This window comes from Bradyrhizobium aeschynomenes (assembly GCF_013178945.1).
Classification (GTDB): domain Bacteria; phylum Pseudomonadota; class Alphaproteobacteria; order Rhizobiales; family Xanthobacteraceae; genus Bradyrhizobium; species Bradyrhizobium aeschynomenes.
On the sequence record NZ_JABFDM010000007.1, the window covers coordinates 424,506 to 450,594 of the forward strand.

26 protein-coding genes are annotated in these 26,089 nt (G+C 66.3%); 14 read left to right on the forward strand and 12 right to left on the reverse strand.

Annotated elements, in window-relative coordinates:
• Positions 1-10: 10 nt before the first annotated feature.
• The gene (locus tag HL666_RS22320; protein ID WP_172183636.1) at positions 11-2,359 is read left to right on the forward strand and encodes a phosphocholine-specific phospholipase C; all 2,349 of its coding nucleotides are present in this window, start codon (positions 11-13) and stop codon (positions 2,357-2,359) included.
• 53 nt (positions 2,360-2,412) lie between these two features.
• On the opposite strand, the gene HL666_RS22325 is transcribed toward HL666_RS22320, so the two are convergent.
• Positions 2,413-2,874 (reverse strand): metallophosphoesterase family protein, encoded by a 462-nt coding sequence (locus HL666_RS22325; RefSeq protein WP_172183638.1) that lies wholly within the window; start codon positions 2,872-2,874, stop codon positions 2,413-2,415.
• Positions 2,875-2,903: 29 nt separating this feature from the next.
• Positions 2,904-3,386: a transcription elongation factor GreA gene (gene greA, locus HL666_RS22330; protein WP_172111331.1), complete on the reverse strand. Its 483-nt coding sequence runs from the start codon at positions 3,384-3,386 to the stop codon at positions 2,904-2,906.
• Between the two features lie 230 nt (positions 3,387-3,616).
• On the opposite strand from greA, the gene HL666_RS22335 reads away from it, so the two are divergent.
• The 7 genes from HL666_RS22335 (at position 3,617) to HL666_RS22365 (ending at position 10,133) form a co-directional block, all read left to right on the forward strand.
• Positions 3,617-4,432: an IclR family transcriptional regulator gene (locus HL666_RS22335; RefSeq protein WP_172183640.1), complete on the forward strand. Its 816-nt coding sequence runs from the start codon at positions 3,617-3,619 to the stop codon at positions 4,430-4,432.
• A 25-nt stretch (positions 4,433-4,457) separates the two neighbouring features.
• Positions 4,458-5,402, forward strand: coding sequence for a dihydrodipicolinate synthase family protein (locus HL666_RS22340; RefSeq protein WP_172131142.1), 945 nt, complete (start codon positions 4,458-4,460; stop codon positions 5,400-5,402).
• A 77-nt stretch (positions 5,403-5,479) separates the two neighbouring features.
• Entirely contained in the window at positions 5,480-6,301 is an 822-nt protein-coding gene (locus tag HL666_RS22345; protein ID WP_172183642.1) for an ABC transporter ATP-binding protein, read from the forward strand.
• Positions 6,294-7,133: an ABC transporter permease gene (locus HL666_RS22350; protein ID WP_172183644.1), complete on the forward strand. Its 840-nt coding sequence runs from the start codon at positions 6,294-6,296 to the stop codon at positions 7,131-7,133. The genes HL666_RS22345 and HL666_RS22350 overlap by 8 nt, the downstream gene beginning before the upstream one ends.
• Positions 7,134-7,155: 22 nt before the next feature.
• Positions 7,156-8,226, forward strand: a complete 1,071-nt coding sequence (locus HL666_RS22355; protein ID WP_172131139.1) for an ABC transporter substrate-binding protein — start codon at positions 7,156-7,158, stop codon at positions 8,224-8,226.
• Complete coding sequence (locus HL666_RS22360; RefSeq protein WP_172131138.1) at positions 8,223-8,930, forward strand: SDR family NAD(P)-dependent oxidoreductase; 708 nt, start codon at positions 8,223-8,225, stop codon at positions 8,928-8,930. Before HL666_RS22355 ends, HL666_RS22360 begins: the two co-directional genes overlap by 4 nt.
• A 33-nt stretch (positions 8,931-8,963) precedes the next feature.
• Positions 8,964-10,133, forward strand: a complete 1,170-nt coding sequence (locus HL666_RS22365; protein ID WP_172183646.1) for a mandelate racemase/muconate lactonizing enzyme family protein — start codon at positions 8,964-8,966, stop codon at positions 10,131-10,133.
• Between the two features lie 55 nt (positions 10,134-10,188).
• Here the strand turns inward: HL666_RS22365 and HL666_RS22370 are convergent, their stop codons facing one another.
• From HL666_RS22370 to HL666_RS22390, 5 genes are all read right to left on the reverse strand, one after another.
• Positions 10,189-11,517, reverse strand: coding sequence for an LLM class flavin-dependent oxidoreductase (locus tag HL666_RS22370; RefSeq protein WP_172183648.1), 1,329 nt, complete (start codon positions 11,515-11,517; stop codon positions 10,189-10,191).
• Between the two features lie 59 nt (positions 11,518-11,576).
• Positions 11,577-11,864 carry a hypothetical protein gene (locus tag HL666_RS22375; protein ID WP_172183650.1) on the reverse strand — a complete coding sequence of 96 codons (288 nt, stop codon included), beginning with the start codon at positions 11,862-11,864 and terminating at the stop codon, positions 11,577-11,579.
• Positions 11,865-11,928: 64 nt separating this feature from the next.
• Complete coding sequence (locus HL666_RS22380) at positions 11,929-13,419, reverse strand: sodium:solute symporter family transporter (protein ID WP_172111321.1); 1,491 nt, start codon at positions 13,417-13,419, stop codon at positions 11,929-11,931.
• Between the two features lie 17 nt (positions 13,420-13,436).
• Positions 13,437-13,949, reverse strand: a complete 513-nt coding sequence (locus HL666_RS22385; RefSeq protein ID WP_172111320.1) for a flavin reductase family protein — start codon at positions 13,947-13,949, stop codon at positions 13,437-13,439.
• Positions 13,946-15,022, reverse strand: a complete 1,077-nt coding sequence (locus HL666_RS22390; RefSeq protein WP_172131136.1) for an LLM class flavin-dependent oxidoreductase — start codon at positions 15,020-15,022, stop codon at positions 13,946-13,948. Before HL666_RS22390 ends, HL666_RS22385 begins: the two co-directional genes overlap by 4 nt.
• Positions 15,023-15,479: 457 nt before the next feature.
• Here HL666_RS22390 and HL666_RS22395 point away from each other — a divergent pair, with 457 nt between their 5' ends.
• A complete protein-coding gene (locus HL666_RS22395; protein WP_172183652.1) occupies positions 15,480-16,349 on the forward strand; it encodes a LysR family transcriptional regulator in 870 nt (289 codons plus the stop codon).
• A gap of 932 nt (positions 16,350-17,281) precedes the next feature.
• On the opposite strand, the gene HL666_RS22400 is transcribed toward HL666_RS22395, so the two are convergent.
• Both HL666_RS22400 and HL666_RS22405 read right to left on the reverse strand, forming a co-directional pair.
• Positions 17,282-17,662 (reverse strand): response regulator, encoded by a 381-nt coding sequence (locus HL666_RS22400; protein ID WP_172183654.1) that lies wholly within the window; start codon positions 17,660-17,662, stop codon positions 17,282-17,284.
• A 54-nt stretch (positions 17,663-17,716) separates the two neighbouring features.
• Positions 17,717-18,574: an MJ0042-type zinc finger domain-containing protein gene (locus HL666_RS22405; protein ID WP_172183700.1), complete on the reverse strand. Its 858-nt coding sequence runs from the start codon at positions 18,572-18,574 to the stop codon at positions 17,717-17,719.
• Between the two features lie 214 nt (positions 18,575-18,788).
• Between HL666_RS22405 and ftsE the strand changes: the two genes are divergently transcribed.
• The 4 genes from ftsE to HL666_RS22425 all read left to right on the forward strand — a co-directional run bounded on the left by ftsE (position 18,789) and on the right by HL666_RS22425 (position 22,158).
• Positions 18,789-19,448 carry a cell division ATP-binding protein FtsE gene (ftsE, locus tag HL666_RS22410; protein ID WP_006615648.1) on the forward strand — a complete coding sequence of 220 codons (660 nt, stop codon included), beginning with the start codon at positions 18,789-18,791 and terminating at the stop codon, positions 19,446-19,448.
• Positions 19,441-20,409, forward strand: a complete 969-nt coding sequence (locus tag HL666_RS22415) for a cell division protein FtsX (RefSeq protein ID WP_172183656.1) — start codon at positions 19,441-19,443, stop codon at positions 20,407-20,409. Before ftsE ends, HL666_RS22415 begins: the two co-directional genes overlap by 8 nt.
• Positions 20,410-20,664: 255 nt before the next feature.
• Complete coding sequence (locus HL666_RS22420) at positions 20,665-21,378, forward strand: YdcF family protein (RefSeq protein WP_172183658.1); 714 nt, start codon at positions 20,665-20,667, stop codon at positions 21,376-21,378.
• 12 nt (positions 21,379-21,390) lie between these two features.
• Positions 21,391-22,158 (forward strand): lysophospholipid acyltransferase family protein, encoded by a 768-nt coding sequence (locus HL666_RS22425; RefSeq protein ID WP_172131133.1) that lies wholly within the window; start codon positions 21,391-21,393, stop codon positions 22,156-22,158.
• Positions 22,159-22,164: 6 nt separating this feature from the next.
• On the opposite strand, the gene HL666_RS22430 is transcribed toward HL666_RS22425, so the two are convergent.
• On the reverse strand, positions 22,165-22,764 hold the full coding sequence (locus tag HL666_RS22430; RefSeq protein ID WP_376698610.1) for a gamma-glutamylcyclotransferase: 600 nt from the start codon (positions 22,762-22,764) through the stop codon (positions 22,165-22,167).
• A 99-nt stretch (positions 22,765-22,863) separates the two neighbouring features.
• Between HL666_RS22430 and HL666_RS22435 the strand changes: the two genes are divergently transcribed.
• Complete coding sequence (locus HL666_RS22435) at positions 22,864-24,048, forward strand: DUF2125 domain-containing protein (RefSeq protein WP_172183660.1); 1,185 nt, start codon at positions 22,864-22,866, stop codon at positions 24,046-24,048.
• 2 nt (positions 24,049-24,050) lie between these two features.
• On the opposite strand, the gene HL666_RS22440 is transcribed toward HL666_RS22435, so the two are convergent.
• Together HL666_RS22440 and hisC are read right to left on the reverse strand one after the other, a co-directional pair.
• Positions 24,051-24,986, reverse strand: coding sequence for a prephenate/arogenate dehydrogenase family protein (locus HL666_RS22440; RefSeq protein ID WP_172111311.1), 936 nt, complete (start codon positions 24,984-24,986; stop codon positions 24,051-24,053).
• Positions 24,983-26,080: a histidinol-phosphate transaminase gene (gene hisC / locus HL666_RS22445; protein WP_172111310.1), complete on the reverse strand. Its 1,098-nt coding sequence runs from the start codon at positions 26,078-26,080 to the stop codon at positions 24,983-24,985. Before hisC ends, HL666_RS22440 begins: the two co-directional genes overlap by 4 nt.
• Positions 26,081-26,089: the final 9 nt, after the last annotated feature.

Here is a 26,089-nt window from a genome sequence, read left to right on the forward strand (position 1 = left end):
CCGAAACATCATGACAACACGTCGCGACTTTCTCGCAGGCGCCACGGCGGCGGCGACCTTCGCCAGCATCCGCCAGGCATTGGCCATTCCGGCGCGGCGCCGGACCGGCACCATTCAGGACGTCAAGCACATCGTCATCCTGATGCAGGAGAACCGTTCGTTCGACCACTATTTCGGCACGCTGCGCGGCGTGCGCGGCTTCGGCGACCGCTTCCCGATCCCGCTGGAGAGCGGCAAGCCAGTCTGGTTCCAGTCCGACGGCACCCGCGAGATCCCGCCCTATCACCGCGACTCCACGACCTCCAACGCGCTGGTCGGCTACGGCACGCCGCATTCCTTCGGCGACAGCCAGGCAGCGTGGAATCAGGGCAAGATGGGCTATTGGGCGAAGTACAAGACGCCCTATGCGATGGGCTATTTCGGCCGCGACGACATCCCGTTCCAGTTCGCCCTCGCCGAGGCGTTCACGATCTGCGACGCCTACCACGCCTCGATCACCACCGGCACCGATCCCAACCGCATCGTGTTCTGGTCCGGCTCCAACTTCAATCCGGCGCTGCGCGCGCAGGGCGTCAACTCGACCACCAACGATTCCGAGCCGAACAATCTGCGCTGCTGGCCGAACCCGCACACCTGGGTCGCGGGCCAGCCGCAGCCGCAGGCCAGTTACAAATACGTCGGCAGCGACTTCAACTGGGACACGCTGCCGGACCTCCTGAACAAGGCCGGCGTCAGCTGGCACATCTATCAGGATATGAACGACAACTGGACCGGCGCGATGCACGGTTGTCTCGCGTTCTCCAGCTTCCGCCATGCGCAGCCGAACGATCCGAACTACGTGCACGGCCTGACCGGCGGTCCGGACTATCTCGACCGGCTGAAGGCCGACGTCATGGCCGGCACCCTGCCGCAGGTGTCGTGGATCCTGCCGACGCAGGCGAATTCCGAGCATCCCGGCGGCGGCAGCCCGACCCGCGCCGGCAATTTCACCGACCAGGTGCTGGAAGCGCTGACGGCCAATCCCGAGGTCTGGAGCCAGACCGTCTTCTTCCTGACCTTCGACGAGAACGACGGCTTCTTCGATCATCTGCCGGCGCCGGCCGTGCCGTCCTACGACATCAACGGCAGACTGATGGGCAAGGCGACCCTGCCGCTCGATGGCGAGTATTTCTCCAACACCGTCGGCAACGTGCTGACGGCGACGGACACGATCAGCGGCAACATCCGGCCATGGGGCCTCTCCGCCCGCGTGCCGATGTATGTGGTGTCGCCGTGGAGCAAGGGCGGCTGGGTCAACTCGCAGGTGTTCGATCACACCTCGGTCGGCCGCTTCCTGGAGAAGCGCTTCGGCATCAAGGTCGAGGCCATCAGCCCGTGGCACCGCGCGATCTCCGGCGATCTGACCTCCGCGTTCGATTTCGCCAGCCCGAACGATCCGCGCTTCCCGGAGCTGCCCGACCAGAGCAACTGGCAGGCGTCGGATGCGCACCAGAAGACCTTGCCGGCACCCGTCGCGCCCGCGACGCCGCAGCCGCTGTTCCAGGAGACCGGCGCGCGCTACTCGCGCCCGCTGCCCTACATCCTGCACGCCACCGCGAAGGTCGATGCTGCCTCCGGCAAGGTGAAGCTCCTATTCGCCAACACCGGCTTCGCCGGCGCCGTCTTCCATGTCTACGATAAGCGGCATCTCGATCTCATTCCGCGCCGCTACACCGTCGAGGCCGGCAAGATGCTGGATGACGAATGGAGCGTCGGTCAGGACGGGCTGTACGATCTCTGGGTGCTCGGCCCGAACGGCTTCCATCGTCACTTCAAGGGCGATGTCGGCAAGGTCAGGCAGGCACATGCGGCCAACCCCGAGATCTTCGTCGGCTACAACCTGTTCGAGGGCGGCCTGCACATGCAGCTGCGCAATGACGGCCAGGGCCGCGTGAATTTCGCGGTGAAGTCCAACGCGATCTATGGACCGCTGCAGGCCGTCACGGCGTCGGTGTCGGCCGCGCTGGAGCCGATGTGTCCGGGCTTCGGTCCGCGGCCCGACGTGCATCCGGTCGGCTTCGGCCCCGTCCCGGGCTTCCGTCCGGCGCCGGATTTCGATGCGCCGGGCTTCGGCTTCGGCGCGCCGAGCTTCTTCCCCGGCCCGAGCCATGGCGGCCCGTCGACCTCGTGGACCGTCAAGGCGTCGGCGCCCGGCCACCACGGCGAGCTGTACTGGCACCTGCGCAAGTCCGGCCTGTGGTACGACTTCGTCGTCACCAGCGACACCGATGACAGCTTCTACCGCCGCGTCGCCGGCCACATCGAGACCGGCCGTCCCTCGTTCAGCGACCCCGGCATGGCGCTCGCCGACCGCTTCTGATCGCGGTGTTCTCAATCAGTCGCGGAGGGCGCCCCTGGGCGCCCTCTTGCCATTCAGCCGCCGCCGAGATCGTGAATCACCGGCGACAGACTGCCCGGGGAGATATCGAGCGTCGCCAGCGTGATCGGCAGCCCGAAACGCCGCGGCCCCGCGCTGCCGGGATTCAGGTACATCACGCCGTCGCGCATCTCGACGTTGGCGCGATGCGAGTGGCCGGAGATGACCATGTCGATGTCAGAGCTTGCCGGATCAATCGCGAGGTCGTGGACGTCATGCACGACGTGAAAGCGTCTGCCGCCAAGTTCGACGGTCTGGGTCGCAGGATAGGCCTTCGCCCACTCCGCGGTGTCGATGTTGCCGCGGATTGCGGTGACCGGTGCGATCAAGCGGAGACGATCGATGATCTCGGGACGGCCGATGTCGCCAGCGTGGATGATGTGATCGACGCCGCCGAGATGCCGCTTCGCTTCCGGGCGGAGCAGGCCGTGCGTGTCCGAGATGATGCCGATGCGCATGGCGGAAGCTCACCTGATGCGTTGAGCGCTCACGCGATGCTCAGGATTTCCAGCTCCTGACCCGATGCTTCGATCACGTCGCCGACCGCCTTGCCCATCAACAATCGCGCGACCGGCGCCACGTGGGAGATCATGCCGAGCTTCGGGTCGGCTTCGTCCTCGCCGACGATTGCGTAGGTCTGCACGCGGCCGTCGCCGCGCCTGAACGTCACCGTGCTGCCGAACGCGATCGTCTCGGTCGAGGCGGGCGGTGGCATCACTTGCGCGGTGCGCAGCCGCGCCGAGAAATAGCGCGCGTCGCGCAACGGTAGCGCCTGCTCCCGCCGGCGCTCGTTGACGTCCTCGATCGCCTGCGCCGCCTCGTAGGCCGCCTGCGCCTGGCGCAATTGATCCTCGAGTGCCTTCAGCCCCGCCTCGGTAACGAGGTTCGGATGCGGCGAGATCGGCCGGTCCGGCAGCATCGTCTCGGCAGCGGTCTCGGCGCTCTCTTCCTTGGTGAATGCAACGCTCACGCCGGTCTCCTGCAAGCGCTGCCGGATGCGCAGCGCATCGGTGAGAGATCATGCCGGACACGCGAATTTCAAGCGGTCGATGACCGCCGTGCGCAAGCGACGGCGCACCTCTTGACAGGCGTCGGTAACCTCGCTTGAATATACGAACTATAGTTCGCAATCCGAACTATAGGAAGCCGAAAATGCCCGCCATTGAGACGGGCGTCAAACAGGAAACGTCGGAGCCTCTCGTGGACGAGGATGCCAAGGCCGGGAAGAGTGTCGTGCAGTCGCTGGCCAAGGGCTTCCAGGTGCTGAACGCCTTTACCAGCGAGGAGCCCGAATTGGTGCTGGCTGACGTCGCGCGCCGCGCCGCGCTCGACAAGGGCACCACGTTCCGCCTGCTCAACACGCTCGTGATGCTCGGCTATGTCGAGAAGGTCGGCGACACCAGGCGCTTCCGTCTGACGCTGAAATGTCTCGATCTCGGCTTCAACGCGATCGCGCGCTCGGAGCTGCGCGACCAGGCGCGTCCGATCCTGCGCAGCCTGGTCGGCGAGATGAACGAGGCTGCCTCGCTGGCGGTGCTCGACGGCAGCGACATCGTCTATGTCGAGCGCATCCAGGCCGGCCTGGTCCGGCTCGGCGTCGACGTCCGCATCGGCAGTCGCGCGCCGGTCTACTCGACCGCCGTCGGCCAGGCGCTGCTCGCGCTGCTGCCGGTGGAAACGCAGATCGAGGTGCTCGAAGCGCAGCCGCGCATCAAGCGCACCGAAACCACGATTACGGATCTCGACGCGCTGCTGCAGCGCCTGCGCCAGGTGAAGGCCGCTGGCTACGCGCTGTCCAACCAGGAAAATGCGCCCGGCCTGTGCGTGCTCGCTGCGCCCGTCGTGGATCGCGATGGCGTGCCGCTCGCCGCGATCAGCGTCGCCGCGCCGACCATGCGCATCTCGGCCGAGGCGTTCGAGCGGATGGGCGTCGCGCCGCTGCTGCGCGCAGCCGCGCAGCTGTCGCGCGCGCTCGAAGCCATGGGCGGCGCCACCGCTACCGTTTCCAGCCGATGACATCAGAACTCACGAGGAGCCCGACATGACCGTCATGACCAACTTCAAGGGGATCATCCCCGCGATCGCCGTCCCCTTCAACGCCGACCACGCGATCGACGAGGCGGAGCTGACGCGCTACGCGGCCTGGCTCGGCAAGCGCCGCGGCATCGTCGGCATCATGACCAATGGCCACACCGGCGAGGTGTTCAGCCTCACCGCCAAGGAGCGCGCGGAGGTGACGCGCATCGTCGCCAAGGCGCTGACCGGCATCTGTCCGACCATCTCCTCGGTGGTCTGCGAGGGCATCAAGGACGGCATCGAGCATGCGCTCATGGCCAAGGAGGCCGGCGCCACCGCGCTCGACATCATGCCGCCGCATCACTGGCTGCGCTTCGGCTTCAAGCGCGAGCATTGCCTCGATTACTTCAGCGCGATCGGCGAGGCGACGAGGCTGCCTCTGATCGTCCACGTCTATCCGGCCTGGACGCGCGCCTCGTTCTCGTCGGAGCTGCTCGCCGAACTCGCGCGTCTCGATCACGTCCAGGCGTTCAAGATCGGCACCCGCGAGATGAACAAATACGCCCGCGACCTCAAGGCGATCCGCGCGGCGGCGCCGCACAAGGCGCTACTGACCTGCCATGACGAATATCTGCTGGCATCGATGGTACAGGGCGTCGACGGCGCGCTGGTCGGTTTCGCCTCGCTGATCCCGGACCTGATCCACGATCTGTTCGCCGCCGTCACCGCCGGTGATCTCAAGCTCGCGATGAAGCTGCAAAGCATGATCGATCCACTGAAGGACGCCGTGTATGGCGCGGGCGAACCGACTGGCGAGGCACATGGCCGCATGAAGGCCGCGATGCAGGTGGCCGGCGTCATCAAGGACGCCACCGTGCGCCCGCCGACGCATGCGCCGAGCGCTGAGGAGATGGCCGCGATCCGCGCCGCGGTGGCTGCGGCCGGACTGACGGTGCAGGCTGCGGCCTGAGTTTGCGAAGAGGCGGCAGCCGGGCCGCGCCCGGCTGCCGTGCCCAAATGAACGAACAAGATTCCGGGTGGACGCTCATGCTGATGATGGATGTCGAGACCGCACCCCGGCGCGTCGCGCCGGACGACGTGCTGATCGCGATCGACCAGGTGTCGAAGACCTATGTCTCCGCCTCGGGCGCGGTGGTCCATGCGCTGAGCCGGATTTCGCTCGACATCAAGCCGGGCGAATTCGTCTGCGTCGTCGGTCCGTCCGGCTGCGGCAAGAGCACCTTGCTGCGTCTCCTCGCCGGTCTCGACAGCTACAGCGAGGGGCGCCTGCTGCTCGATGGCGAGAAGGTCGCCGGCCCCTCGCGCAAGGTCGGCGTCGTGTTCCAGGCCGCCAACCTCCTGCCGTGGATGACGGTGCGCGACAATGTCGGGCTGCCGTTGCGCGTCGGCGGCAAACATGCGCCGGCGGGCGATCGTATCGAGCGTCTGCTCACGGTCACCGGCCTTGGCGATTTCGGCGACAAATTCCCTTATGAGCTGTCCGGCGGCATGCAGCAGCGCGCGGGCATCTGCCGCGCGCTCGCGCGGGATCCGGAAATCCTGCTGATGGACGAGCCGTTCGGCGCGCTGGATGCACTGACGCGCGAGCGGCTGAACCTCGAACTGCAGCGAATCTGGCAGGAGAACCGCAAGACCATCCTGCTGATCACGCACTCGATCTCGGAAGCCATCTTCCTGGCCGACCGCGTCGTCGTGATGTCGGCGCGTCCCGGCCGCATCCTCGCCGATCTCCACGTCCCGATCCCGCGGCCGCGGACGTTCGACGACATCGTGCTGCATCCGGACTACGCGCGGCTCGCCAAGGAGGTCCGCGGACTGCTCAACGCGCAGGAGCACGGCCATGACTGATCTCGCCAACATCGCCGTTTCAGCCATGTCTCAGACACCAACGAAGCCGCGCCGCCGTGTCAGTCTTGGATCGCCGATCGCCTGGATCGGCCTGGCCGTGCTGATCCTGAGCTGGATCGCCGCGGTCAATCTGCTGAACATCCCGTCCTACATTCTTCCCAAGCCCGAGGCGGTGGTGCGCGCGTTATGGTCCGGTCTCGCCGTCAGCCCGGCAAGCCCGCTTGGCTACTACCTGCCGCTGTGGAGCACACTCAGCAATGCCGCCGCCGGCTGCGCCATCGGCGTCGGGCTCGGCCTGGTCATTGGCTCGCTGATGGCCGAGGTGGAGGCGATCGAGCGTCTCGTGATGCCCTATGCGTTCGCGTTGCAGAGTCTGCCGAAAGTGGCGATTGCGCCCTTGATCGTGATCTGGTTCGGCTTCGGCGACGGGTCGAAGATCGCGATCTCGGCGCTGCTGTCGTTCTTCCCCGTGCTGATCAACAGCTTCACGGGCCTCCGCGCCGTCGAGCCGGAGCGGATCGACCTGATGCGCTCGCTGTCGGCCTCGCGGTTCGAGACCTATCGTATCGTCAAGCTGCCCAACGCCGCGCCCTTCATCTTTGCCGGGCTCGACATGGCCGTCGTGTACGCGCTGCTCGGTGCCATCGTCGCCGAGTTTCTCGGCGCGCAGCGCGGCATGGGCGTCGTGATCACCCAGGCGCAGGCGGTGTCGGATGTCGCTGGCGTGTTCGCCGCGCTGGTCATTCTCGGCGTGCTCGGCATCGTGCTGCACGGGATCGTGCGCTGGTGCGAGGCCAAGGTGGTGCATTGGGGTGCCAATCGAAAGAAATAAGACCAACAGGGAGGAACGGAAGATGATTTCGCGCAGGTCATTGCTGAAGAGCAGCGCGGGCGCCGCGCTGCTGCTGAGTGGCGCACCGGCCGGCCTGGTTGCCGCCGACGCAAAGAAGATCCGCTTCGGCGTCGGGCTCAAGGCGCTCAATGCCACCGTCATCAATTGCGTGATCGGCGAGGCGCTCGGCTACAATGCGCAAGAGGGCTTCTCGCTTGACGTGCAGGCGCTCGGCACCAATGCCAACGTCCAGGTCGCGACCGATCGCGGCACGGTCAACATCGGCATCGGCGTGCCCTCGACGGCGCTGCCGCTGCTCGCCAAGGGCGAATGGGGCGGCGCGAAGATGTTCTATCAGTACACCTATCCCTACAAATGGGACATCGCGGTGCCGCCGGGCTCCGCGCTCAAGAGCTACACGGACCTGAAGGGCAAGAAGGTCGGCGTGTCCGACTTCGGCGCCACCGAATATCCGGTCACCAAGAACGTGCTGAAGGCGCTCGGTCTCGATCCGGAGAAGGACGTGAGCTTCGTCGCGGTCGGCAATGGCACGCCGGCGGGCGTCGCCCTGCAGCGCGGCGTCATCGATGCGCTCGCTTATTTCGACACCGGCTTCGGCCAGATCGAGGCCGCCGGCATCGAGCTGGCCTATCTGCCGCGCCCGACCACCATTCCGATGGTCGGCGGCCAGTTCCTGATGGCGATGCCCCAGACGTTCGAGAAGGAGAGAGATCTCCTGATCGGCTTCGGCCGCTCGGTGTGCAAGGCCTCGCAGTTCCTGCTCGCCAATCCCGCCGCCGGCGCCAGGGCGTTCCTGAAGCTCTATCCGGAGACGGCGCCGCGCGGCGCCAGCGAGGACGAGGCCGTCAAGGCCGTGCTGCAGTCGATCAGCCGCCGCATCAAGCTGTACACGCCGCCCTATGCCGATACGAAGATGGGCACGATCAACGAGCAGGAGTTCCGCACCGAAGCCGCGATGAACGGGCTCGACATCAAGGACTACAATGCGCTCTACACCAATGAGCTGATCGAGAAGATCAACAATTTCGATGCGGTGAAGGTCAAGGCCGAGGCGGCTGCGTACAAGGGATGACGGCAGAGCATCACGACAGCGGTTCCGGTCTCCGCCATGCGGTGGTGACCGGAACCAGCTCCGGCATCGGCCGCGCCATCGCCGAGCGGCTGCTTGCCGCCGGCTGGCGCGTGACCGGCATCGATCGCGCGCCATCGGCGGTGACGCAAGCGGGCTTCGTTGGCTTGCAGGCCGACCTCTGGGACCCCCAGGCGCTGCTCGCGCGCCTCGACGACATCGGCGCGGTGACTGCGCTGGTTCACGCCGCCGGCTACATGCGCGTCGGCCGGCTCGGCGAGCTCGCGCCCGACAATGGCGAGGGCATGTGGCGCGTCCATGTCGGCGCGGCGGAGGCGCTGGCCAATGCGCTGGCTCCACACATGGCCGATGGCGGCCGCATCGTGCTGATCGGCAGCCGCACCGCCAATGGCGCGGCGGGCCGCAGCCAATATGCCGCGACCAAGGCTGCGCTCACGGGCCTCGCGCGCTCCTGGGCGATCGAGCTGGCGCCGCGCCGCATCACCGTCAACGTCATCGCGCCGGCCGCCACCGACACGCCGTTCCTGCGCGATCCCGGCCGCGCCGGCACCGCGCCGGTGCTGCCGCCGATGGGCCGCTTCGTCGATCCCGCGGAAGTCGCCGCGCTGACCGCTTTCCTCCTGTCGGGCGAGGCGGGCGCCATCACCGGACAGACCATCACCATCTGCGCAGGCGCTTCGCTCTAGGGGCAGCGCGCGACCACGATCAGGAGAAGACCCATGACCATCCGCATCGTCGACGTCCGCGAGGTGACGAAGCCGATCTCATCGCCAATCCGCAACGCCTATATCGACTTCACCAAGATGACGTCGAGCCTGGTCGCGGTCATCACCAATGTGGAGCGCAATGGGCGCCCCGTCGTCGGCTATGGCTTCAACTCCAACGGCCGCTACGGCCAGGGCGGGCTGATCCGCGAGCGGTTTCGCGCGCGCCTCTTGGAAGCCGATCCGGCCTCGCTGCTCGATGCAACCAAAGACAACATCGATCCCGACAAGGCGTGGGCGGCGATGATGAGCAACGAGAAGCCCGGCGGCCACGGCGAGCGCTCGGTCGCGGTCGGCACGCTCGACATGGCGATCTGGGACGCGGTGGCGAAGATCGCGGACAAGCCGCTGTTCCGCCTGCTCGCCGAGCGTCACCACCGCAAGGCCGATCCGCGCGTCTTCGTCTACGCCGCCGGCGGCTATTACTATCCCGGCAAGGATCTCTCGGCGCTCCGCCGCGAGATGCGCGGCTATCTCGAGCGTGGCTACACCGTCGTGAAGATGAAGATCGGCGGCGCACCGATCGACGAGGACCGCCAGCGCATCGAGGCGGTGCTGGAGGAGATCGGCCCGACCAATCAGCTCGCCGTCGACGCCAATGGCCGCTTCGACCTGGAGACCGCGATCGCCTACGCCAAGATGCTGCGCGACTATCCGCTGTTCTGGTACGAGGAGGCCGGCGATCCGCTCGACTATCACCTGCAGGCGACCTTGGCCGACTTCTATCCCGGACCGATGGCCACCGGCGAGAACCTGTTCAGCCACCAGGACGCCCGCAACCTGATCCGTTACGGCGGCATGCGCCCCGATCGTGACTGGCTGCAGTTCGACTGCGCGCTGTCCTACGGCCTGTGCGAATATCTGCGCACGCTCGACGTGCTCAGGACCCATGGCTGGTCGCCGTCACGCTGCATCCCGCATGGCGGCCACCAGATGTCGCTCAACATTGCCGCCGGTCTCGGCCTCGGCGGCAATGAGAGCTACCCGGACCTGTTCCAGCCCTATGGCGGCTTCCCCGACGGCGTGAAGGTGGTGGACGGCCACATCACCATGCCCGATCTCCCCGGCATCGGCTTCGAAGGCAAGTCGGATCTGTACGCGGAGATGCGCGCCTTGAGCGCGTGAGGCGAGGGCAAGTTTCCAAGGCATGGCCGGGACAGCCCGGCCATGACGGAAGACCTCAATCCTCCAGCAGATTGTCGCGCAACGTCGAACCGGTGTACCTCGTCCGGAACCGCCCGCGACGCTGCAACTCCGGGACGACGAGGTCGGCGAACTCCTCGAAGCAGCCGGGCGTGTAGGTCGCGGCCAGCATGAAGCCGTCGGCGCCTCCTTCGTCCATATATTGCTCGATCTGATCGGCGATGTCCTTCGCGGTGCCGACCGCCACCGGCATGCCCATGCCCTGGGCGTAGATCATCGCCGCTTCCTTCACCGTAACCGGCGCGCCGCCCTTGGCGTAGATGATCGATTCGAACAGGCCCTGGATGCCGGGCACCTCGATGTTCTGCACGATCGCGTCGCCATCGAATTTCGAGAAGTCGAGGCCGAAATGGCCGGACATCCAGGCGAGCGCACCCTCGGGCGGAATGCATTCCTTGATCCGCGCATATTTCTCCTGCGCCTCCGAGCGTGTCTCGGCGACCACCGTCTGCAGGCCATAGATCAGCTTCACCGAGCCGGGCCTGCGGCCGAACTTGCCGGCCAGCCGCTCGTTCAGGTCGGTGGCATATTGCTTCATGCGGTCGACGTTCGGATGCACGGCAAAGATCGCCTCGGCGTGCTTGGCGGCAAAGTCGCGCCCCTGGTTGGACGAGCCGGCCTGCCACAGCACGGGACGGCCCTGCGGCGACGGTGCGCAGAAGTGTCGGCCGTGGCATTTGTAGTATTTGCCCTCGTGGTTCACGACCTTGATCTTGGCCGGGTCGGCGTAGATGCCCGAGGCCTTGTCGGCGATGATCGCATCGGGCTCCCAGGAATCCCACAGCTGGTAGCAGACCTCCATGTACTCCTCGAGCCGGTCATAGCGGCCGCTGCGCTCGGTCATGGTGTGGCCATAGGCGTCCCATTCGCTCTTGGAGTAGGACGACACGATGTTCCAGGCGACCCGTCCGTTGGACAGATGGTCGAGGCTGGAGAGCCTGCGGCACATCGAGTAGGGATGCTCGAACGCGGTCGACAGCGTGACGCCGACGCCGAGATGCTTGGTCGCCGTGGTGATGATCGGCACGATCGTCGACGGCTCGTGGGTCGGGCACTGCACCGCCCATTTCACGATGGCGTCGGAGCTGTCCTCATGGGTGTTGTAGGGCGCGAGCTCGTCGGCGATGAACATCGCGTCGAACATCCCGCGCTCCATCGTGCGCGCCATGTGCTGCCAATATTCCGGCCGGGCGAAATCCCAGCCGATCTTGTCCTTGACGTGGCGCCACATGCCGGTCGCGTGGCTGTTGACGCCGTGCTGGATGAATCCCAGAAGGTGAGCCTTCTTCTTCGTGGTCGTCGTCATCTGATTGTCTCCTGCTTCAGGACTTCATCTGGCCGAGCGTCGAACGGATGGCGGCCCGCTCAGCCCTTCTGCTCGACGAAGAATGCGAGGCCGCATCCGGCCGCGGTCACCAGCGCGAGCAGCGGGCCGGCATAGATCATGGCCGGGCTGAAGCCGGCGCCGGCGATGATGACGGCGGAGGCGATGACGGACACCGCCGCCAGCCCGCCATAGCCGTAGTCGGGCACGTCCGAGCGTTCCGGCGCACCGCCGCGATATTCCGCAATGGCGTTCTGCAGGCCGCGCCAGAACCCGGCGAGGAAGAACAGGGTCACGGCAATGCCGACGACCGTGATGAAGATGTACATGCTTGGCTCCTTCGGATGGGCTTGAGGGATGCGGCGCGCCGATGCCCGGCGCGCCGTGATGCAGCTATTCGGCAGGGGCCGAGACTTCGTCTCCGACGCGGCGCAGGCCGGCGAGGTCGAAATCCTTGCCGCCGATCAGGCCCGCGACCAGCACGGTCAGGCCGCTGATCGCGACGATCGAGAGCGTGCCGATCAGCTCGCCCGCGGTCGCATAGATCGGCATGCCCACCGCGATCGCGAGCACAATGCCGCCGACGAAGCCGACCATGTTGGTCTTCGGCCACAGGATCGACAGCACCAGCGGCAGCAGGATCGAGGTCTTCAGCGCGTAGGTCGTCAGCACCAGCGTGGTGAAGTCGAGGCCCGAGAGCACGATCAGGGTCGCGACGATGCCGCCCAGCAGCACGGACAGCTTGGTGATCACGAACAGGCTGCTCTCGGATGTCTGCGGGAAGTAGCGCTTGACGATGTCGACGGCGACCACCGAGGACAGCGCAGCGCTGGCACCGTCGATCGTCGAATAGCAGGCGGCGAGGATGACGAGGACGTAGAGCAGCACCAGCGTTAGTCCGAGGCCGATATGCGAGACGATGTAGGGGCCGACTGCGACGATGTCACCGCCGAAATCCGACGGCTTCAGGCCATAGGCGATGCCAACCAGGCCGAGCATGCCGAGGCAGATCGGGATCGGATAGAACAGCGCGCCCGACCACAGGAACACGCGGCCGACATCGCGGCTCTTGATCGCCCACACCTTCTGCCAGAAGGTCTGGTCGGAGACGGTGGCGGCGAGCAGGCCGAACGCCAGCGTGATGCCGAAGCCCGCGGCCGCGTCGGGACGCAGGACGGAGAGGTTACGGGCATCCGCCTCGCCTGCGGCCTTGAAGACGGCTTCCGACCCGCCGGGGATCACGGCGTAGACTGCGGCGACGACGATCGCCGCCGGCACCGTGATCATCAGCGTATTGAGCGTGCCGGTCATCACGCTGGTCCACAATCCGCCGAAATAGGAATAGGCCAGCACGCAGATGATGCCGACGACGGTCGCCACCTTCCAGTCGATCCCGAACACCGTCGAGACCACGACCGAGGTGCCCTTGAGGTTGATCAGGATCTCCAGGATGATGCCGAAGATCATCGTCACCGTCACGATTGCGGTCGCGACCTTGGACCGGCTGAAGCGATATTCGATGAACTCCGAGATCGTGTAGCCCTCCGGCATGTTCTTGCGCAGGATGCGGGCGAACGGGATCATCGCCATCACGGCGAAGCCGTTGGGCACGACGAACCAGAACAGGCCCGACAGGCCCCATTGATAGGTCATGGCCGAGCTCATCATCACGGCCATGGCCCAGGTCCACACGGCGATGACCGATCCGACGCCGAAGCCGAACCCGACGCGACGGTCGGCGATGATGAAGTCGTGGGTGTTCCTGACGAGCAGGGTCTTCACGGCGTAGGACAGGGCGAGCGAGAACAGGCCTAGTCCGATCATCGACGCGAACCCGAGGGTCGGCGTCAGACTTGGCATCGCGGCAAAGATAGACTTGTCCATTGCGATATCTCCGGGGTTCAGGAACGGGGGTGAAGCGTGTGATAGGCGCGGGCGTGGTACAGCAGCGGCGCGCCGCCGGCGGCCTGGGCCGCGGTGACGTCGCAAAGCACGATGGCGTGGTCGCCGGATGGGATCAGCTCGACGATGTCGGCCGTCAGGTGCCCGAGCGCGCCTGCAATCAGCGGCGCGCGCTCGTCGGGTCCCGTCAGCGCCACGTCCTCATAGGCGCCCGGCGCGAGCTTGCGGGCGAAGCGGTCGGAGAGTTCGCGCTGTCCGGCGCTGAGGAGCGAGATGCCGACGCATGTGCCGGCGCCGAGCGCTGCGTAGCTTTGACTGCCCTGCGCCACGCAGAACAGCACCCGTGGCGGCTGCAGCGACACCGACGTCAGGGAGGTGGCCGTGAAGCCGTGCAGGTGGTTGCCGCGCCAGAACGTGACGACGCTGACGCCGGACGCCAGCTGGCTGAAGACGTCCTTGAAGCCCTGGCGGAGATTGTCGGCGGGGGTGATCGCCGCTTCGATCGTGCTCATGATATCTGACCTTCGAAGGCGAGCGTGCGATTGTCCCGCAGCGGCCGGATCACCTGCTTCATGAACGGCCCGGCATCGCGCATCGGGTCGTCGAACTGGCAGACGATGCGGTCGAGGCCCATGGCCTGCAGCCTGGGGATGCGGTTGCGGATGTCTTCGAAGGAGCCGATCAGGCCGAGCTCGAAGCCGGCATTGGAATCGACCATCTGCTCCTCGCCGAGCGCGGCCCAGGCGGCGGCGCCGGAGCTGCCGATCACCTTGCGGAAGAAGTCGATCGTCTCGGAGTTGCGGCGGGCGACCACCGTTTTCCAGCGCTGCTGCGCCTGCTCGGTCGTCTCGGTCGCGATGACATAGGCGTTGGCCGCGATCAGGAGGCGGCGGCCCCAGCCGTTGGCTTCCTGCCGCACCGCCTGGATGCGCCGCTTCAACTCCTCGTCGCCCATGCCATTCAGGAACAGGCAGTGGCCCCACTCGGCCGCCATCCGCATGGCGCGGTCGGAGTGACCCGCGATCCAGACCTCGGGGAGCGCGTTCTGGTCCAGGCCGTAGGTCGGAGGCTGCTTGATCTCGACCGACGGCGTCGCTCCCGCGCCGACGTCGGTCTCGACGATCTCGGCCGGCGGCTGGAATAGGCCGTACAGCGTGCGGAGAAATTCGCTGGCGCGGTCGTAGCGGCCGTTGTGATCGAGCCAGTCGACGCCGGACAGATCGAACTCTTCCTTCCACCAGCCGCAGACGATGTTCATGCCAAGCCGGCGCTCGGCGATCTTCGACAGCGTGTCGAGCATGCGAGCAACCAGAAAGGGCGAGCGGAAGCCGGGCTTGATCGCGCCGCACAGCCCGACCTTGCTGGTCACCGCGGCAATGGCAGCCATGATGCTCCAGGCGTCGGCGACGCTTTCGCTTGGACCATGGATGCAGTTGAGCAGATTCTCCGACGCATAGAGGAAGTCGAACCCGAGCGCCTCGGCCTGCTGCGCGATGGCGAGGCAGGCTGCAACGTCAGGGCCGGTCGGTGCGTCCAGCGAACGCAGCCAGCCGCCATAGACGGGAAGCCAGATGCCGAACTCCATCACGCCACCTCGCATGCTGTGAAGGAAGCTCGCGGAGCACCATCATGGATCGGTGCCTCGTCGGCTTGTGTCGCAGAAGGTGCAGGCGGCATGTCCTCGCTGTCCTCGCTCGAAAAACCTTCGTGCGAAGTAATTAGCAAGCGCCTTGCCAAATCGGGTCACGCGCAGGCGTCGAAGGCCGATGCTGAAAATAGCGGCGTGATTGATCGATAAAGCGTCCTGAAATGCCCGCGGTGAAAGCAGATCTGAACTACTTATTCATTCAGTTCATGCGCACTGAAGTGTATGAATGATGCGGCGCCGCTTTTGCTGCTGGTCCCTGCGAGGATGAAACGAATTCATCGAAAGCCATGGGAGTGACTGGTTTGACGGCAGGCCGGCTCAGGAACTGGTTCGAATTTGTCCGTGGGAGCGCATTCGGCGGCGAGCCGGATGTCGCCGAGGCCCAGGAGAGTCCATGACCTTCGAGCAAATGCGGATCTTCCTCGAAGCCGCTCATTTTGGCAGCTTCACCCATGCTGCCGAGCGGCTGGGCCTCACGCAATCGGCAGTCAGCGTCTCGATCAAGAAGCTGGAGGAGAAGCTGGACGTTCCGCTGTTCGACCGCTCCGGGCGCCGGCTGATGCTGACCGAGGCCGGGCAGGTGCTGTTGAACGAGGCGGAGCGGATCCTGCGTGACGTCGAGCTGACGATGCGCCGCGTCGAAGGCCGGCGTCCCGTCTCGCCGTCCGCGCTGGTGGCTTGCACCCCCAGTGCCTACGACTTCTGGATGCCGCATCTTCTGGCGCGGGACAATGGTCCCGGCGTATCCGGTGTCGATCTCGTCCGGGGCAGCGTCAACGAGGTGGCGGCTTATGTCATGCGTGGAACGGCGGATGCAGGGGTGACCAGCGCCATGCCGAGCCACCCGCAGTTCCGCCAGGTCGCCGTGTTCGCCGACCGTCTGGTGCTATGCGCTCATCCCGAACGGGCACAGCATGTGCCGGCCGATCTGAGCTGGAAGTCACTGGCCGAGCAGGCGCCCTTGTTGTGGGAGCACGGCGAGCTGACGCAGACGCTGACGGCGGCGCTCGTCTCTCACCATGTCGAGCCCGAGCGTGTGGCGCATCCCGTCCTCAGGCTGTCGTCGAGCACGGCGGTGATCTCGGCGCTGCTCGGCGGCCACTACATCGGCTTCGTGGCGGACCGCGCCGCGCAGCCGTGGCTGATGTCGGGGCGGCTCGTGCGCATCGGCATGCTGGAGATTCCCGTGCGCTATTGGCTGTTCGGCCTGCGTGAGCACGACATCGACAGGTTCGTGGCGCTGTTCGGTACGCGCGTGGAATAGTTCCGGCTGCGCCTCGCATGAAGAAAGGGCGATGACACGATTGCCCGACGGGCAATCTACTCATGACAGCTCTGCGCGAACTGCCCGTCGAGCCAGTTTGCCGCACCTTGCAGGCTTGTGTCGTCGGGCAAATCAGGACGATGTTTCCGCGCATCCCGTCTCACTCGGAAGGGGCGTTGCGCGCGATCGTCACGACACGCGAGGCGGGGATGCGATGGCCGCGAGAGCTCGCAGCATGTCCTGACGGATGTGCGGACGAACGGGCGCTTGCGGACGGTCAAGTCGTGTANGACGGATGTGCGGACGAACGGGCGCTTGCGGACGGTCAAGTCGTGTAGTCCTGGCCTCCCGACGCTGAGGTCAAGTCTGCGCCGCTGCTGATGCACGGCGTGGATGACGGTGGCCAACAAGCCGGCGCACCGGGGAGATCGCGAAGCAGCCGTAAGCCCATCGCGCAGGGAATGCCGGATGATCGGCTGAACCTGTGGTACCTGCCGCCTGCATTGTCTTTCGCAGGCGGGCCATGGGTGAGGCCTTCACCCGGCATTCCCTGCGCCCTCCGACCTTGAGGAGGGTGACGATGATCAGCACAGCTCGGGCATCACGTGCCGCGGGATCGCGATCTCATATCTACGAGATGACATTGAGGACATGAGATGCCTGCCCCGGCGTCATTGCGAGCGCAGCGAAGCAATCCAGACTGTCACCGCGGACGGATTCTGGATTGCTTCGCTGCGCTCGCAATGACGGATGAGAGAGGTGAGGCACCCTCGACGATCATTGGCAAGGCGCGAGCGTTGGTGAGACCCTCATCTGGCGCGCCACCCCCGCCGTCGTCCCGGCGAACGCCGGGACCCAGAACCCCAGGGACGCGTGATGGCGCACGATGGAGGACCAGCTTTCGTATCTCAACGGCCACCGCGGCGGCCGCCCTACGCCTTGGCCGGCTTCGACGCCAGCGCATCGGCGACCGCGGTGCGGATGTCGGCGACCGAGAACGGCTTGGTGATCACGTCATGGGCGATCGCGCTGAGATTCGACGCCCGTTCGCGCTGATGCGCAAAGCCGGTCATCAGGAGAATCGTCAAGTCGGGAAAGTCGCGCGCCGCCGAGAGCGCCAGCGCGATGCCGTCCATGATGGGCATCTGGATGTCGGTCAGCAGCAGGTCGAAGGCGCCGTTCTCGCGGGTGAGGATGTCGAGCGCCTCGGCGCCGTCCTGCGCGGTCACGATGTCATGGCCGTCCATCGCAATGGCGCGCGCGACCAGCGTCCGCATCGAATCTTCGTCGTCGGCGATCAGGACGCGCGACATGTCGTTTCGTCTCCGTCTCGTGGGCCCCGCGGGCGACCCACGAGACCGGAATCATCATGCACTGCCGGCGGCCAGATCGCGCCGGTTGAAGAACCGTATATCGATATTGCGGCCTTCGGGAGGGGGCGAGGCCAGGCGCGATTTGAATGCCGTGCGCTCGCCGGGCTTGAGCGTGGTCTGCTCGAGCAGCGTGTTCCAGGCATAGATCTCCGTGCCCTGCGCGTCACGCACGCTGAAGCGCAGCCGGGGCAGGTCGACCGCCTTCTTGGTGACGCTGACGATGGTGCCTTCGATCACCAGCACCGGTTTGCCGTCGACGGTTTCGGTCGCCACCTTCAGGTCCTTGAAGGACAGGCCGCGCAGGTTCACCTCGAGCCCGACCAGCTTGTAGAACGAGGCCGTCTGCGGCAGCAGGCGGACGACGTCGCCGCGCCACAGCACGAGCGCAATCGAGAGTGCCGCCATCGCCGCGGTGAGCGCCGGCAGGTTGAATACCTTCTTCCCGGGGAAGTCCGGAAAGGACGAGAGCTTGATCGATTTGCGGAGGCCAGCGAGGCGCGCGAGCTTGCCCTGCGGTGCCGGCTGATCGCCATCGGCCGCGGTGTCCTCGGAATCCTCGGTGACGGCATCCTCAGGCCAGCCGGCAGCTATGGACGGGCTTTCCACCTCGGGGGGCTGCTCGTCGGTGTCCTCCCGAGCGAGGGCTTCCCATTCGTCGGCGGCATCACGTGGCGCCGAGGTCGCGCCGGCCTCGGCCATCGCCGGGATCGGGGCCGGAGCCTCGACCGCATCCTCCGGACGCGCCAGCCAGACCTCCTTGCAACGGGAACAGCGTACGCTGCGGCCGGCCATACCCAGAGTTGCCAGATCGATGGCATAAGACGTCGCACAATGGGGGCAAACGATGAACATCGCGCCTTTTCTCCAACGGCCATTGCCGCTTTGTTTCCGACAGTTCGTGCTACAAGGACCGCCATGTCGACGAACTTCGGAACCCAATCGCGCCATTGGTACATGGCAACCATTAACGAACCGGAAACCATAACGGGCGCTCAATCGGGTCATCGTACCGCTGAGCTTGGAGCGTGCGGGCTTGCCGTGCACGCGGTCGAACGGAGCTGAGGCTTTGGTTCGGTTCGAAAATGTTGGGCTGCGCTATGGACTGGGGCCGGAGATCCTCCGCGACCTCAGCTTCCAGATTCCGGCCCATTCCTTTCAGTTTCTGACCGGCCCGTCGGGTGCCGGCAAGACGTCGCTGCTGAAGCTGTTGTTCCTGTCGCTGCGGCCGACGCGCGGGCTGGTCAACCTGTTCGGCTACGACATCTCGCTGCTGAGCAAGGAGGAGATCGCCGACCTGCGCAAGCGCATCGGCATCGTGCTGCAGGACTTTCGCCTGCTCGACCACATGACGACCTATGAGAACGTGGCGCTGCCGTTTCGCGTCATGGGGCGGGATGAATCGAGCTACCGCAAGGAGGTCATCGACCTCCTGAAATGGGTCGGCTTGGGCGAGCGCATGGATGCGCTGCCGCCGATCCTGTCGGGCGGTGAGAAGCAGCGCGCCGCGATCGCGCGCGCCGTGATCTCGCGTCCGCAGCTCCTGCTCGCCGACGAGCCGACCGGCAACGTCGATCCGACGCTCGGGCGCCGGCTGCTGCGGCTGTTCATCGAGCTGAACCGCTCGGGCACGGCGGTGATCATCGCAACCCACGACATCACGCTGATGGACCAGTACGAGGCCCGCCGGCTGGTGCTGCACCAGGGACGATTGCACATCTATGAGTAGCGTGGACGATCGCGGCCTCTTGGTCGATCTCGGCGAGGACCGCCCGCAACTGCCGGCGCAGGCGCGCATCGTGTCGCCGATCGTGCCACGGGCCTCGATTGCAGGCCGCGCGCTGGTCGCCGTGGTGGCGATCATGACCTTCCTGGCGTCGATCACCACCGGCGCCGTGCTGCTGGTCAGCGAGTCCGCGGCCGAGTGGCAGTCGGAGGTCGCCAGCGAGATCACGGTCCAGGTGCGTCCCAAGACCGGCCGCGATATCGAGCGTGACATTGCTCTCGTGACGGAGGCGATGCGGGGGCAATCCGGCATCGTCGAGGTCCGGCCCTTCACCAAAGAGGAATCGAGCAAGCTGCTGGAGCCGTGGCTCGGCAGCGGCCTGTCGTTCGAGGAGCTGCCGGTGCCGCGCGTGATCATCGCCCGGGTGCAGCCCGGAACCAGCTTCGATCTCAACGCGTTGCGCAACCGCGTGACCCAGGTGGCGCCGAGCGCCAGCGTCGACGATCATCGTGCCTGGATCGAGCGCATGCGCTCGATGACCGGCGCGACCTTGTTCGCGGGCTTCGGCATTCTCGTGCTGGTGATCGTGGCCACCATCATCTCGGTGTCGTTCGCGACCCGCGGTGCCATGGCCGCGAACCGGCCGATCGTCGAGGTCCTGCATTTCGTCGGCGCCGGCGACCGCTACATTGCCAATCATTTCCTGCGCCACTTTCTCCAGCTCGGGCTGGAGGGCGGCGTGATCGGCGGCGGGCTGGCAATGCTCGGCTTCGGGTTCTCGGAGTCGATCGCCAGCTGGTTCTCCGGGACGCCGGTCGGCGATCAGTTCGCGGCGCTGCTCGGCACCTTCTCGCTCCGGCCGCTTGGTTATGTGGCGATTGCGCTACAGGCCGTGGTCATCGCCGCGGTGACCGGCTGGGCCGCCCGCCGGACCCTGTTCGCGACCCTGGCGAGCATCGACTGATGGCAGCTTCTGTCCCCAGCCGCCTCAGTGTGGATTTCACTCGGCCCGAAAACCGCCTAGAATCGTCCGCGCCGGGATGAGGCAAGATGGGGTGAGCTGGGTCACGAACACGGTTGAGGGCGCGCGACAGGATCGGCGGCGAGCGAACGTGATCGGGATGCCGGCGAAACCCGCCTGCGCTCCCGGACTTGAACGACGGGATTGCGCGACGGCACGGCGCCGCGCGCGGGCAGGCAAGGAATCGCCAAGCGCAGCATGGGGTCTGAGACCGACGATAGCAGCCGCAAGCTGCCGCTCCTCGTGGTGGTGGGCCGGACGTTCGCGGGCGTCGTGGCCATACTCGGGGTCGGCTTCTTCGTCGCGGCCGTCGGCTTCGTCGGTTTTCTGTCGCAGCTGCGCGGCGCCGAGATCAAGCCCGAGCGCAAGGCCGACGGCATCGTGGTCCTGACCGGAGGCTCCTCGCGGGTGTCGGATGCGGTCGAGCTGCTGGCCGGCGGCTATGGCCGCAGACTGCTGATTTCAGGTGTCCACCCCACCAACGAGGCCAGCGACATCACCCGCTCGCTGCCGGAGGCGCGATCGTTCATCAATTGCTGCGTCGATCTGGATTATTCCGCAATCAATACCCGCAGCAACGCGGCCCAGACGCGGCGCTGGGCGGCCGAACGGGGGTTCAAGTCGCTGATCGTCGTGACGTCAAACTATCACATGCCTCGGGCCATCGTGGAGCTGTCGCATGCGATGCCGAGCATGGATCTCATTCCCTATGCCGTCGTCGGCGAGAAATGGCGGGATGAGCCGTGGTGGACCAGCGGACCGACGCTTCGCCTGCTGCTGTCCGAATATGCCAAATTCGTTGCCGCCGAGGCCCGGCTGCGGCTCGCCGACCTCGGCATCGATCTGGTGCCCGAGAGCGAGCTGCCGACCGGCTCGGTGTCGCGCCGTCCGGCGACGGCGCAAGCCAATTGAACTGGGTTTCTGATGGTCTCGATCTTCCTGCGTTCGCTCCTGTTCAACATCCTGTTCTACCCGAACTTCGTGTTCTGGCTGCTGGTCGCGCTGCCGACCCTGGCGATGCCGCGAAAGGCGCTGCTGCGCGTCGCGAACTGGTGGGCGCAGAGCAACATTCTGTTGATGCGCGTCATCTGCAACATCCGCGTCGAATATCGCGGCGCCGAGAAGATCCCCAAGGGACCGCTGATCGTCGCCGCCAAGCACCAGTCGATGTGGGAGACGATCTCGCTGCTGCATTTCTTCGACCAGCCGTTCTTCGTGCTCAAACGCGAGCTGCTGCGCATCCCGCTGTTCGGGCAGTACCTGGTCAAGGCGAACATGGTCGCGATCGACCGCAGCTCGGGCGCGCGCGCCTTGAAGCAGGTGATGCGGCGGGCGGCCGAGGAGGTGAAGCACGGCCGCCAGTTCCTGATCTTTCCCGAGGGAACGCGGCGCCCGCCCGGCGCGCCGCCGGACTACAAGGCCGGCGTCGGCGTGATCTATGTCGATTGCGGCGTGCCCTGCCTGCCGGTCGCGCTCAATTCGGGTCTGTTCTGGCCGCGCCGCACGTTCCTGCGCTATCCCGGGACCCTGGTGGTGGAGTTTCTCGATCCCCTGCCGCCGGGCTTGTCGCGGCATGAATTCATGGCACGCGTCGAGAGCGTCATCGAGGATGCAACCAATCGTCTCGTGGCGGTCGGGCAGGCGGAGCAGGCCCAGCTGTTCGGCCGCGTGCCGGCAGAGGCGAAAGCGTGAAGCTCGCTATGCCTGCTGTCCCGAGGCGGGGTGAAGCGAGTGGCCATCGTCGTGCAGCATCATCGCGAGCCGATGCAGCTGCGTATCGCGAAATCCCTGCGCCTCGATCGCATTCACCGTCGAGAGAACGTAGTCGCGGTTGGCGCCGGATTGGCCGTGACCCTGCCGCACATGGCGCAGCTGCTCCTGCGGCGACAGCCGGCCGGCATATTGCACATGGCCGCGATCGACGACGTAGACCAGCGCGCTCACCCGCGCGCGCGCGTCGTTCTCCAGCCACACCGATCGGGTCACCTCGCGATACACCGAGGTCACCTGCTCGCGCGCGCGCAGATACGCGATCGTCTCGTCGCGCTTGTTTTCAGCCACACGAAACGCAATGCCGCGACACGCGCCGCCGCGATCGAGACCGAGCACGAGGCCCGGCTTCTCCGGCGTTCCGCGATGGACGAAGGAATAGACGCACAGCGCGCGATGCTCGCCGATCAGGCGTGCGGGCACCTGCTCGACGAAGTCGAAGCCCGGTCGCCACATCAGGGAGCCATAGCCGAACACCCAGAGGTCGCCGTGGGGAAGGTCGCGTGGGGAGAGGGTCATTGCGGACATGGCAGCGGAAGCCTAAGTGTGGTGCTCGCGAATTGTTAACTTATGTACACAATCCGTGATCGCGGAATTGCCAAAATTGCTGCCCAAAGGGTGTCCTGCATGTCTCGTTTGCCACAAGCGCGCCGCAGGCGCCCGCTCTGGGGGCTGTTTCTTGCCCCCGTCCTGCTCCTGATCGCCGCCGTCGCGTGGAGCGCGTTCTGGTTCTTCGCCGCTTCGCAAGTCGATGGCCAGGCCGACGCTTGGCGCGCGCGCGAGGCGAAGGCCGGCCGCGTCTACGATTGCGCGAAGCGGTCGGTCGCCGGTTTCCCGTTCCGCCTCGAGGTCCGCTGTGCGGACCCGAGCGTCGCCTTGTTCTCGCAGGCGGCCGGCACCCCCCTGATGAATGCCAAGCTCGATGAAATCCTGGTCGTCGCGCAGGTCTGGGATCCGAAGCGCGTGATTGCGGAGTTCAAGGGCCCCGCAACCGTCGCCGACGGGCGTGGGCCGGCGTCCTATGCCGTCAATTGGAGCGTGGGGCAGGCCAGCGTCCGCGGCCTGCCGGGGCCACCTCAGCGTGCCGATCTCGTGTTCGAGCAGCCGACCGTCGAGCGCATCGAGGGCAGTGCCGCCGTGCCTGCCGCGCGGGCCGATCACGCCGAATTGCACGGCCGGTTCGCCGAGGGCACGCCGTCTGACCACCCGGTGCTGGAGACGTCGCTGCAGATCGCGGGCGGCAGCATCCAGGGCGCCCATCCGCTGCTCGCCGAGCCGTTCAGCGCGGATATCCAGGGCCGGGTGACGGGGTTGAAGGATTTCCGCCCAAAACCCTGGCCGGAGCGGTTTCGCGAGATCCAGGCGGCCGGCGGTCATGTCGAGATCGTCCAGTCGCGCATCCAGCAGGGCGAACTGCTCGCGGTCGCCTCGGGCACGCTCACCCTCACAGCCAATGGCGGGATCGAGGGCGAGGTACAGATGACGGTGGCGGGGATCGAAAAGGTCATCCCGGCGCTCGGTCTCGACAAGATGCTGGAGAACGGCGTGCCGCAGGCGACGTTGGATCGCGTCGCGCCGGGCGTGAAGTCGCAGGACGTCAGCAACCTGATCGGGGCGCTCGACCGCGCCATTCCCGGCCTCGGCAAGGTGGTCAAGCAGAACGCCAATGTCGGTGTCGCCGCCGGGATCAATGCGCTCGGCAAGGAGGCCACGCTGGAGGGACGCAAGGCGCGGACCTTCCCGTTGCGCTTCTCCGACGGGGCCGTCGTACTCGGTCCGTTCAAGGTCGCCCGCGTCCCTCCGCTGTTCTGATCTCAGGGCTTCTTGAGCTGCGGCAGCGGCCGGCCGAAATCGGGCGCTGCCGAATCCTGGCCGATGTCGACGATGCCGCGGCGGATCGCCCGGGTGCGGGTGAAGTGATCGAACAGCGCCTCGCCATCCCCCCGGCGGATCGCGCGCGTCAGCTTCGACAGGTCCTCGGTGAAGGTGCCGAGCATGTCGAGCACGGCATCCTTGTTGCTCAGGAAAATGTCGCGCCACATCGTCGGGTCCGACGCGGCGATGCGGGTGAAATCGCGGAAGCCGCCGGCGGAGAACTTGATCACCTCGGATTCCGTCACCTGCGCCAGCTCATCCGCTGTGCCGACGATGGTGTAGGCGATCAGATGCGGCAGATGGCTGGTGATCGCGAGCACGCGGTCGTGATGATCCGGCGTCATGATCTCGACCTTGGCGCCGAGTGCAGCCCAGAACGCGCGAAGACGATCGATCGCGCCGGTGTCGACACCGTCGGGCGGCGTCAGGATGCACCAGCGGTTGATGAACAGCTCGGCGAAGCCGGAATCAGGACCCGAATTTTCGGTGCCCGCGACCGGGTGCGCCGGCACGAAGTGCACATGCGCCGGCAGATGCGGGGCCATGTCGCGGACGATCGCGCCCTTCACCGAGCCGACATCGGAGACGACCGCACCGGGTTTCAGATGCGGCGCGATCTCTGCCGCGACCGGGCCGCAGGCGCCGACGGGAATGCAGAGGATGACGAGATCTGCATCCTTCACCGCCTCCGCGTTGCTCGCGACGACGCGGTCGACGATGCCGAGCTCGGTGACGCGGGCGCGGGTTTTCTCCGAGCGCGCCGTGGTGACGATCTCGCCAGCCACGCCCTGCAGCTTTGCCGCGCGCGCGATCGAGCCGCCGATCAGGCCGAAGCCGATCAGCGCGACGCGTTCGAAACGCCCGGAACCGCTCACTTCGCCCCCATGAATTCACGCAGGGCGTCAAGCACGAGACGGTTGGCTTCCTCGGTACCAATCGTCATGCGCAGCGCGTTCGGCAGCTTGTAGTTGGCGAGCGCGCGCAGCACGAGGCCGCGACGGGTCAGGAACTCGTCGGCCTCGACCGCGGTCCTGCCCTTCTCCGTCGGAAAGTGGATCAGGACGAAGTTGGTCACGCTCGGCGTGACCTTCAGCCCGAGCTTGCCGATCTCCTCGGTCAGCAGGTTGCGCCAGGTCTCGGTGTGCGTCTTCGACATCTGCTGATGCGCGGTGTCCTCGATCGCAGCCACTGCGGCCAACATCGCCGGCGAGGAGACGTTGAACGGCCCGCGGATGCGATTGATCGCATCGACGATGTGCGCCGGGCCGAACATCCAGCCGACGCGCAGCGCGGCGAGGCCGTGGATCTTGGAAAAGGTGTGTGTGACCACCGTGTTCTCGGTCGTCGCGACCAGCTCGATGCCGAACTCGTAGTCGTTGCGCGAGACGTAGTCGGCATAGGCGGCGTCGAGCACCAGCACGACATGCGAGGGCAGGCCGGCGCGCAGCCGCTTGACCTCGTCGAACGGAATGTAGGTGCCGGTCGGATTGTTCGGATTGGCGAGCCACACCAGCTTGGTGCGCGGCGTCACCGCGGCGAGGATCGCATCGACATCGGTGCGATACTCCTTCTCGGCGGCAATCACGCTCTTGGCGCCGCAGGCCATGGTGGCGATCGGATAGACCAGAAAGCCGTGCGCGCTGGAGATCGCCTCGTCGCCCTCGCGCAGGAAGGTGTGCGCCAGCAGGTTGAGGATCTCGTCGGAGCCGGCGCCGCACACGATGCGGTCGGGGTCGAGGCCGTAGGTGCGGCCGATCGCCTCGCGCAGCACCCGCGAGGTGCCTTCCGGATAATCCTCAAGATGACCGGCCGCGCTCTTGAACGCCTCGATCGCCTTGGGCGACGGACCGAACGGGGTCTCGTTGGCCGACAGCTTGAAGACCTTGCGGCCGGGCTCCGGCTTCGGGCTCTTGCCGGGCGTGTAGGGCGCAATATCGAGAATGCCGGGGTTCGGCACGGGACGGGACATCGTCAACTC

Bases quoted from the DNA above. Each gene is read 5' to 3' on its own strand.
- HL666_RS22320 (WP_172183636.1), top strand. From the start codon at position 11: ATGACAACACGTCGCGACTTTCTCGCAGGCGCCACGGCGGCGGCGACC.
- HL666_RS22415 (WP_172183656.1), top strand. From the start codon at position 19,441: ATGAGTAGCGTGGACGATCGCGGCCTCTTGGTCGATCTCGGCGAGGAC.
- hisC (WP_172111310.1), bottom strand. From the start codon at position 26,080: ATGTCCCGTCCCGTGCCGAACCCCGGCATTCTCGATATTGCGCCCTAC.
- HL666_RS22325 (WP_172183638.1), bottom strand. From the start codon at position 2,874: ATGCGCATCGGCATCATCTCGGACACGCACGGCCTGCTCCGCCCGGAA.
- HL666_RS22370 (WP_172183648.1), bottom strand. From the start codon at position 11,517: ATGACGACGACCACGAAGAAGAAGGCTCACCTTCTGGGATTCATCCAG.
- HL666_RS22395 (WP_172183652.1), top strand. From the start codon at position 15,480: ATGACCTTCGAGCAAATGCGGATCTTCCTCGAAGCCGCTCATTTTGGC.
- HL666_RS22400 (WP_172183654.1), bottom strand. From the start codon at position 17,662: ATGTCGCGCGTCCTGATCGCCGACGACGAAGATTCGATGCGGACGCTG.
- HL666_RS22425 (WP_172131133.1), top strand. From the start codon at position 21,391: ATGGTCTCGATCTTCCTGCGTTCGCTCCTGTTCAACATCCTGTTCTAC.
- HL666_RS22340 (WP_172131142.1), top strand. From the start codon at position 4,458: ATGACCGTCATGACCAACTTCAAGGGGATCATCCCCGCGATCGCCGTC.
- HL666_RS22345 (WP_172183642.1), top strand. From the start codon at position 5,480: ATGCTGATGATGGATGTCGAGACCGCACCCCGGCGCGTCGCGCCGGAC.
- HL666_RS22420 (WP_172183658.1), top strand. From the start codon at position 20,665: ATGGGGTCTGAGACCGACGATAGCAGCCGCAAGCTGCCGCTCCTCGTG.
- HL666_RS22350 (WP_172183644.1), top strand. From the start codon at position 6,294: ATGACTGATCTCGCCAACATCGCCGTTTCAGCCATGTCTCAGACACCA.
- HL666_RS22375 (WP_172183650.1), bottom strand. From the start codon at position 11,864: ATGTACATCTTCATCACGGTCGTCGGCATTGCCGTGACCCTGTTCTTC.
- HL666_RS22385 (WP_172111320.1), bottom strand. From the start codon at position 13,949: ATGAGCACGATCGAAGCGGCGATCACCCCCGCCGACAATCTCCGCCAG.
- HL666_RS22430 (WP_376698610.1), bottom strand. From the start codon at position 22,764: ATGTCCGCAATGACCCTCTCCCCACGCGACCTTCCCCACGGCGACCTC.
- HL666_RS22355 (WP_172131139.1), top strand. From the start codon at position 7,156: ATGATTTCGCGCAGGTCATTGCTGAAGAGCAGCGCGGGCGCCGCGCTG.
- HL666_RS22360 (WP_172131138.1), top strand. From the start codon at position 8,223: ATGACGGCAGAGCATCACGACAGCGGTTCCGGTCTCCGCCATGCGGTG.
- HL666_RS22435 (WP_172183660.1), top strand. From the start codon at position 22,864: ATGTCTCGTTTGCCACAAGCGCGCCGCAGGCGCCCGCTCTGGGGGCTG.
- HL666_RS22380 (WP_172111321.1), bottom strand. From the start codon at position 13,419: ATGGACAAGTCTATCTTTGCCGCGATGCCAAGTCTGACGCCGACCCTC.
- HL666_RS22365 (WP_172183646.1), top strand. From the start codon at position 8,964: ATGACCATCCGCATCGTCGACGTCCGCGAGGTGACGAAGCCGATCTCA.
- HL666_RS22405 (WP_172183700.1), bottom strand. From the start codon at position 18,574: ATGTTCATCGTTTGCCCCCATTGTGCGACGTCTTATGCCATCGATCTG.
- HL666_RS22390 (WP_172131136.1), bottom strand. From the start codon at position 15,022: ATGGAGTTCGGCATCTGGCTTCCCGTCTATGGCGGCTGGCTGCGTTCG.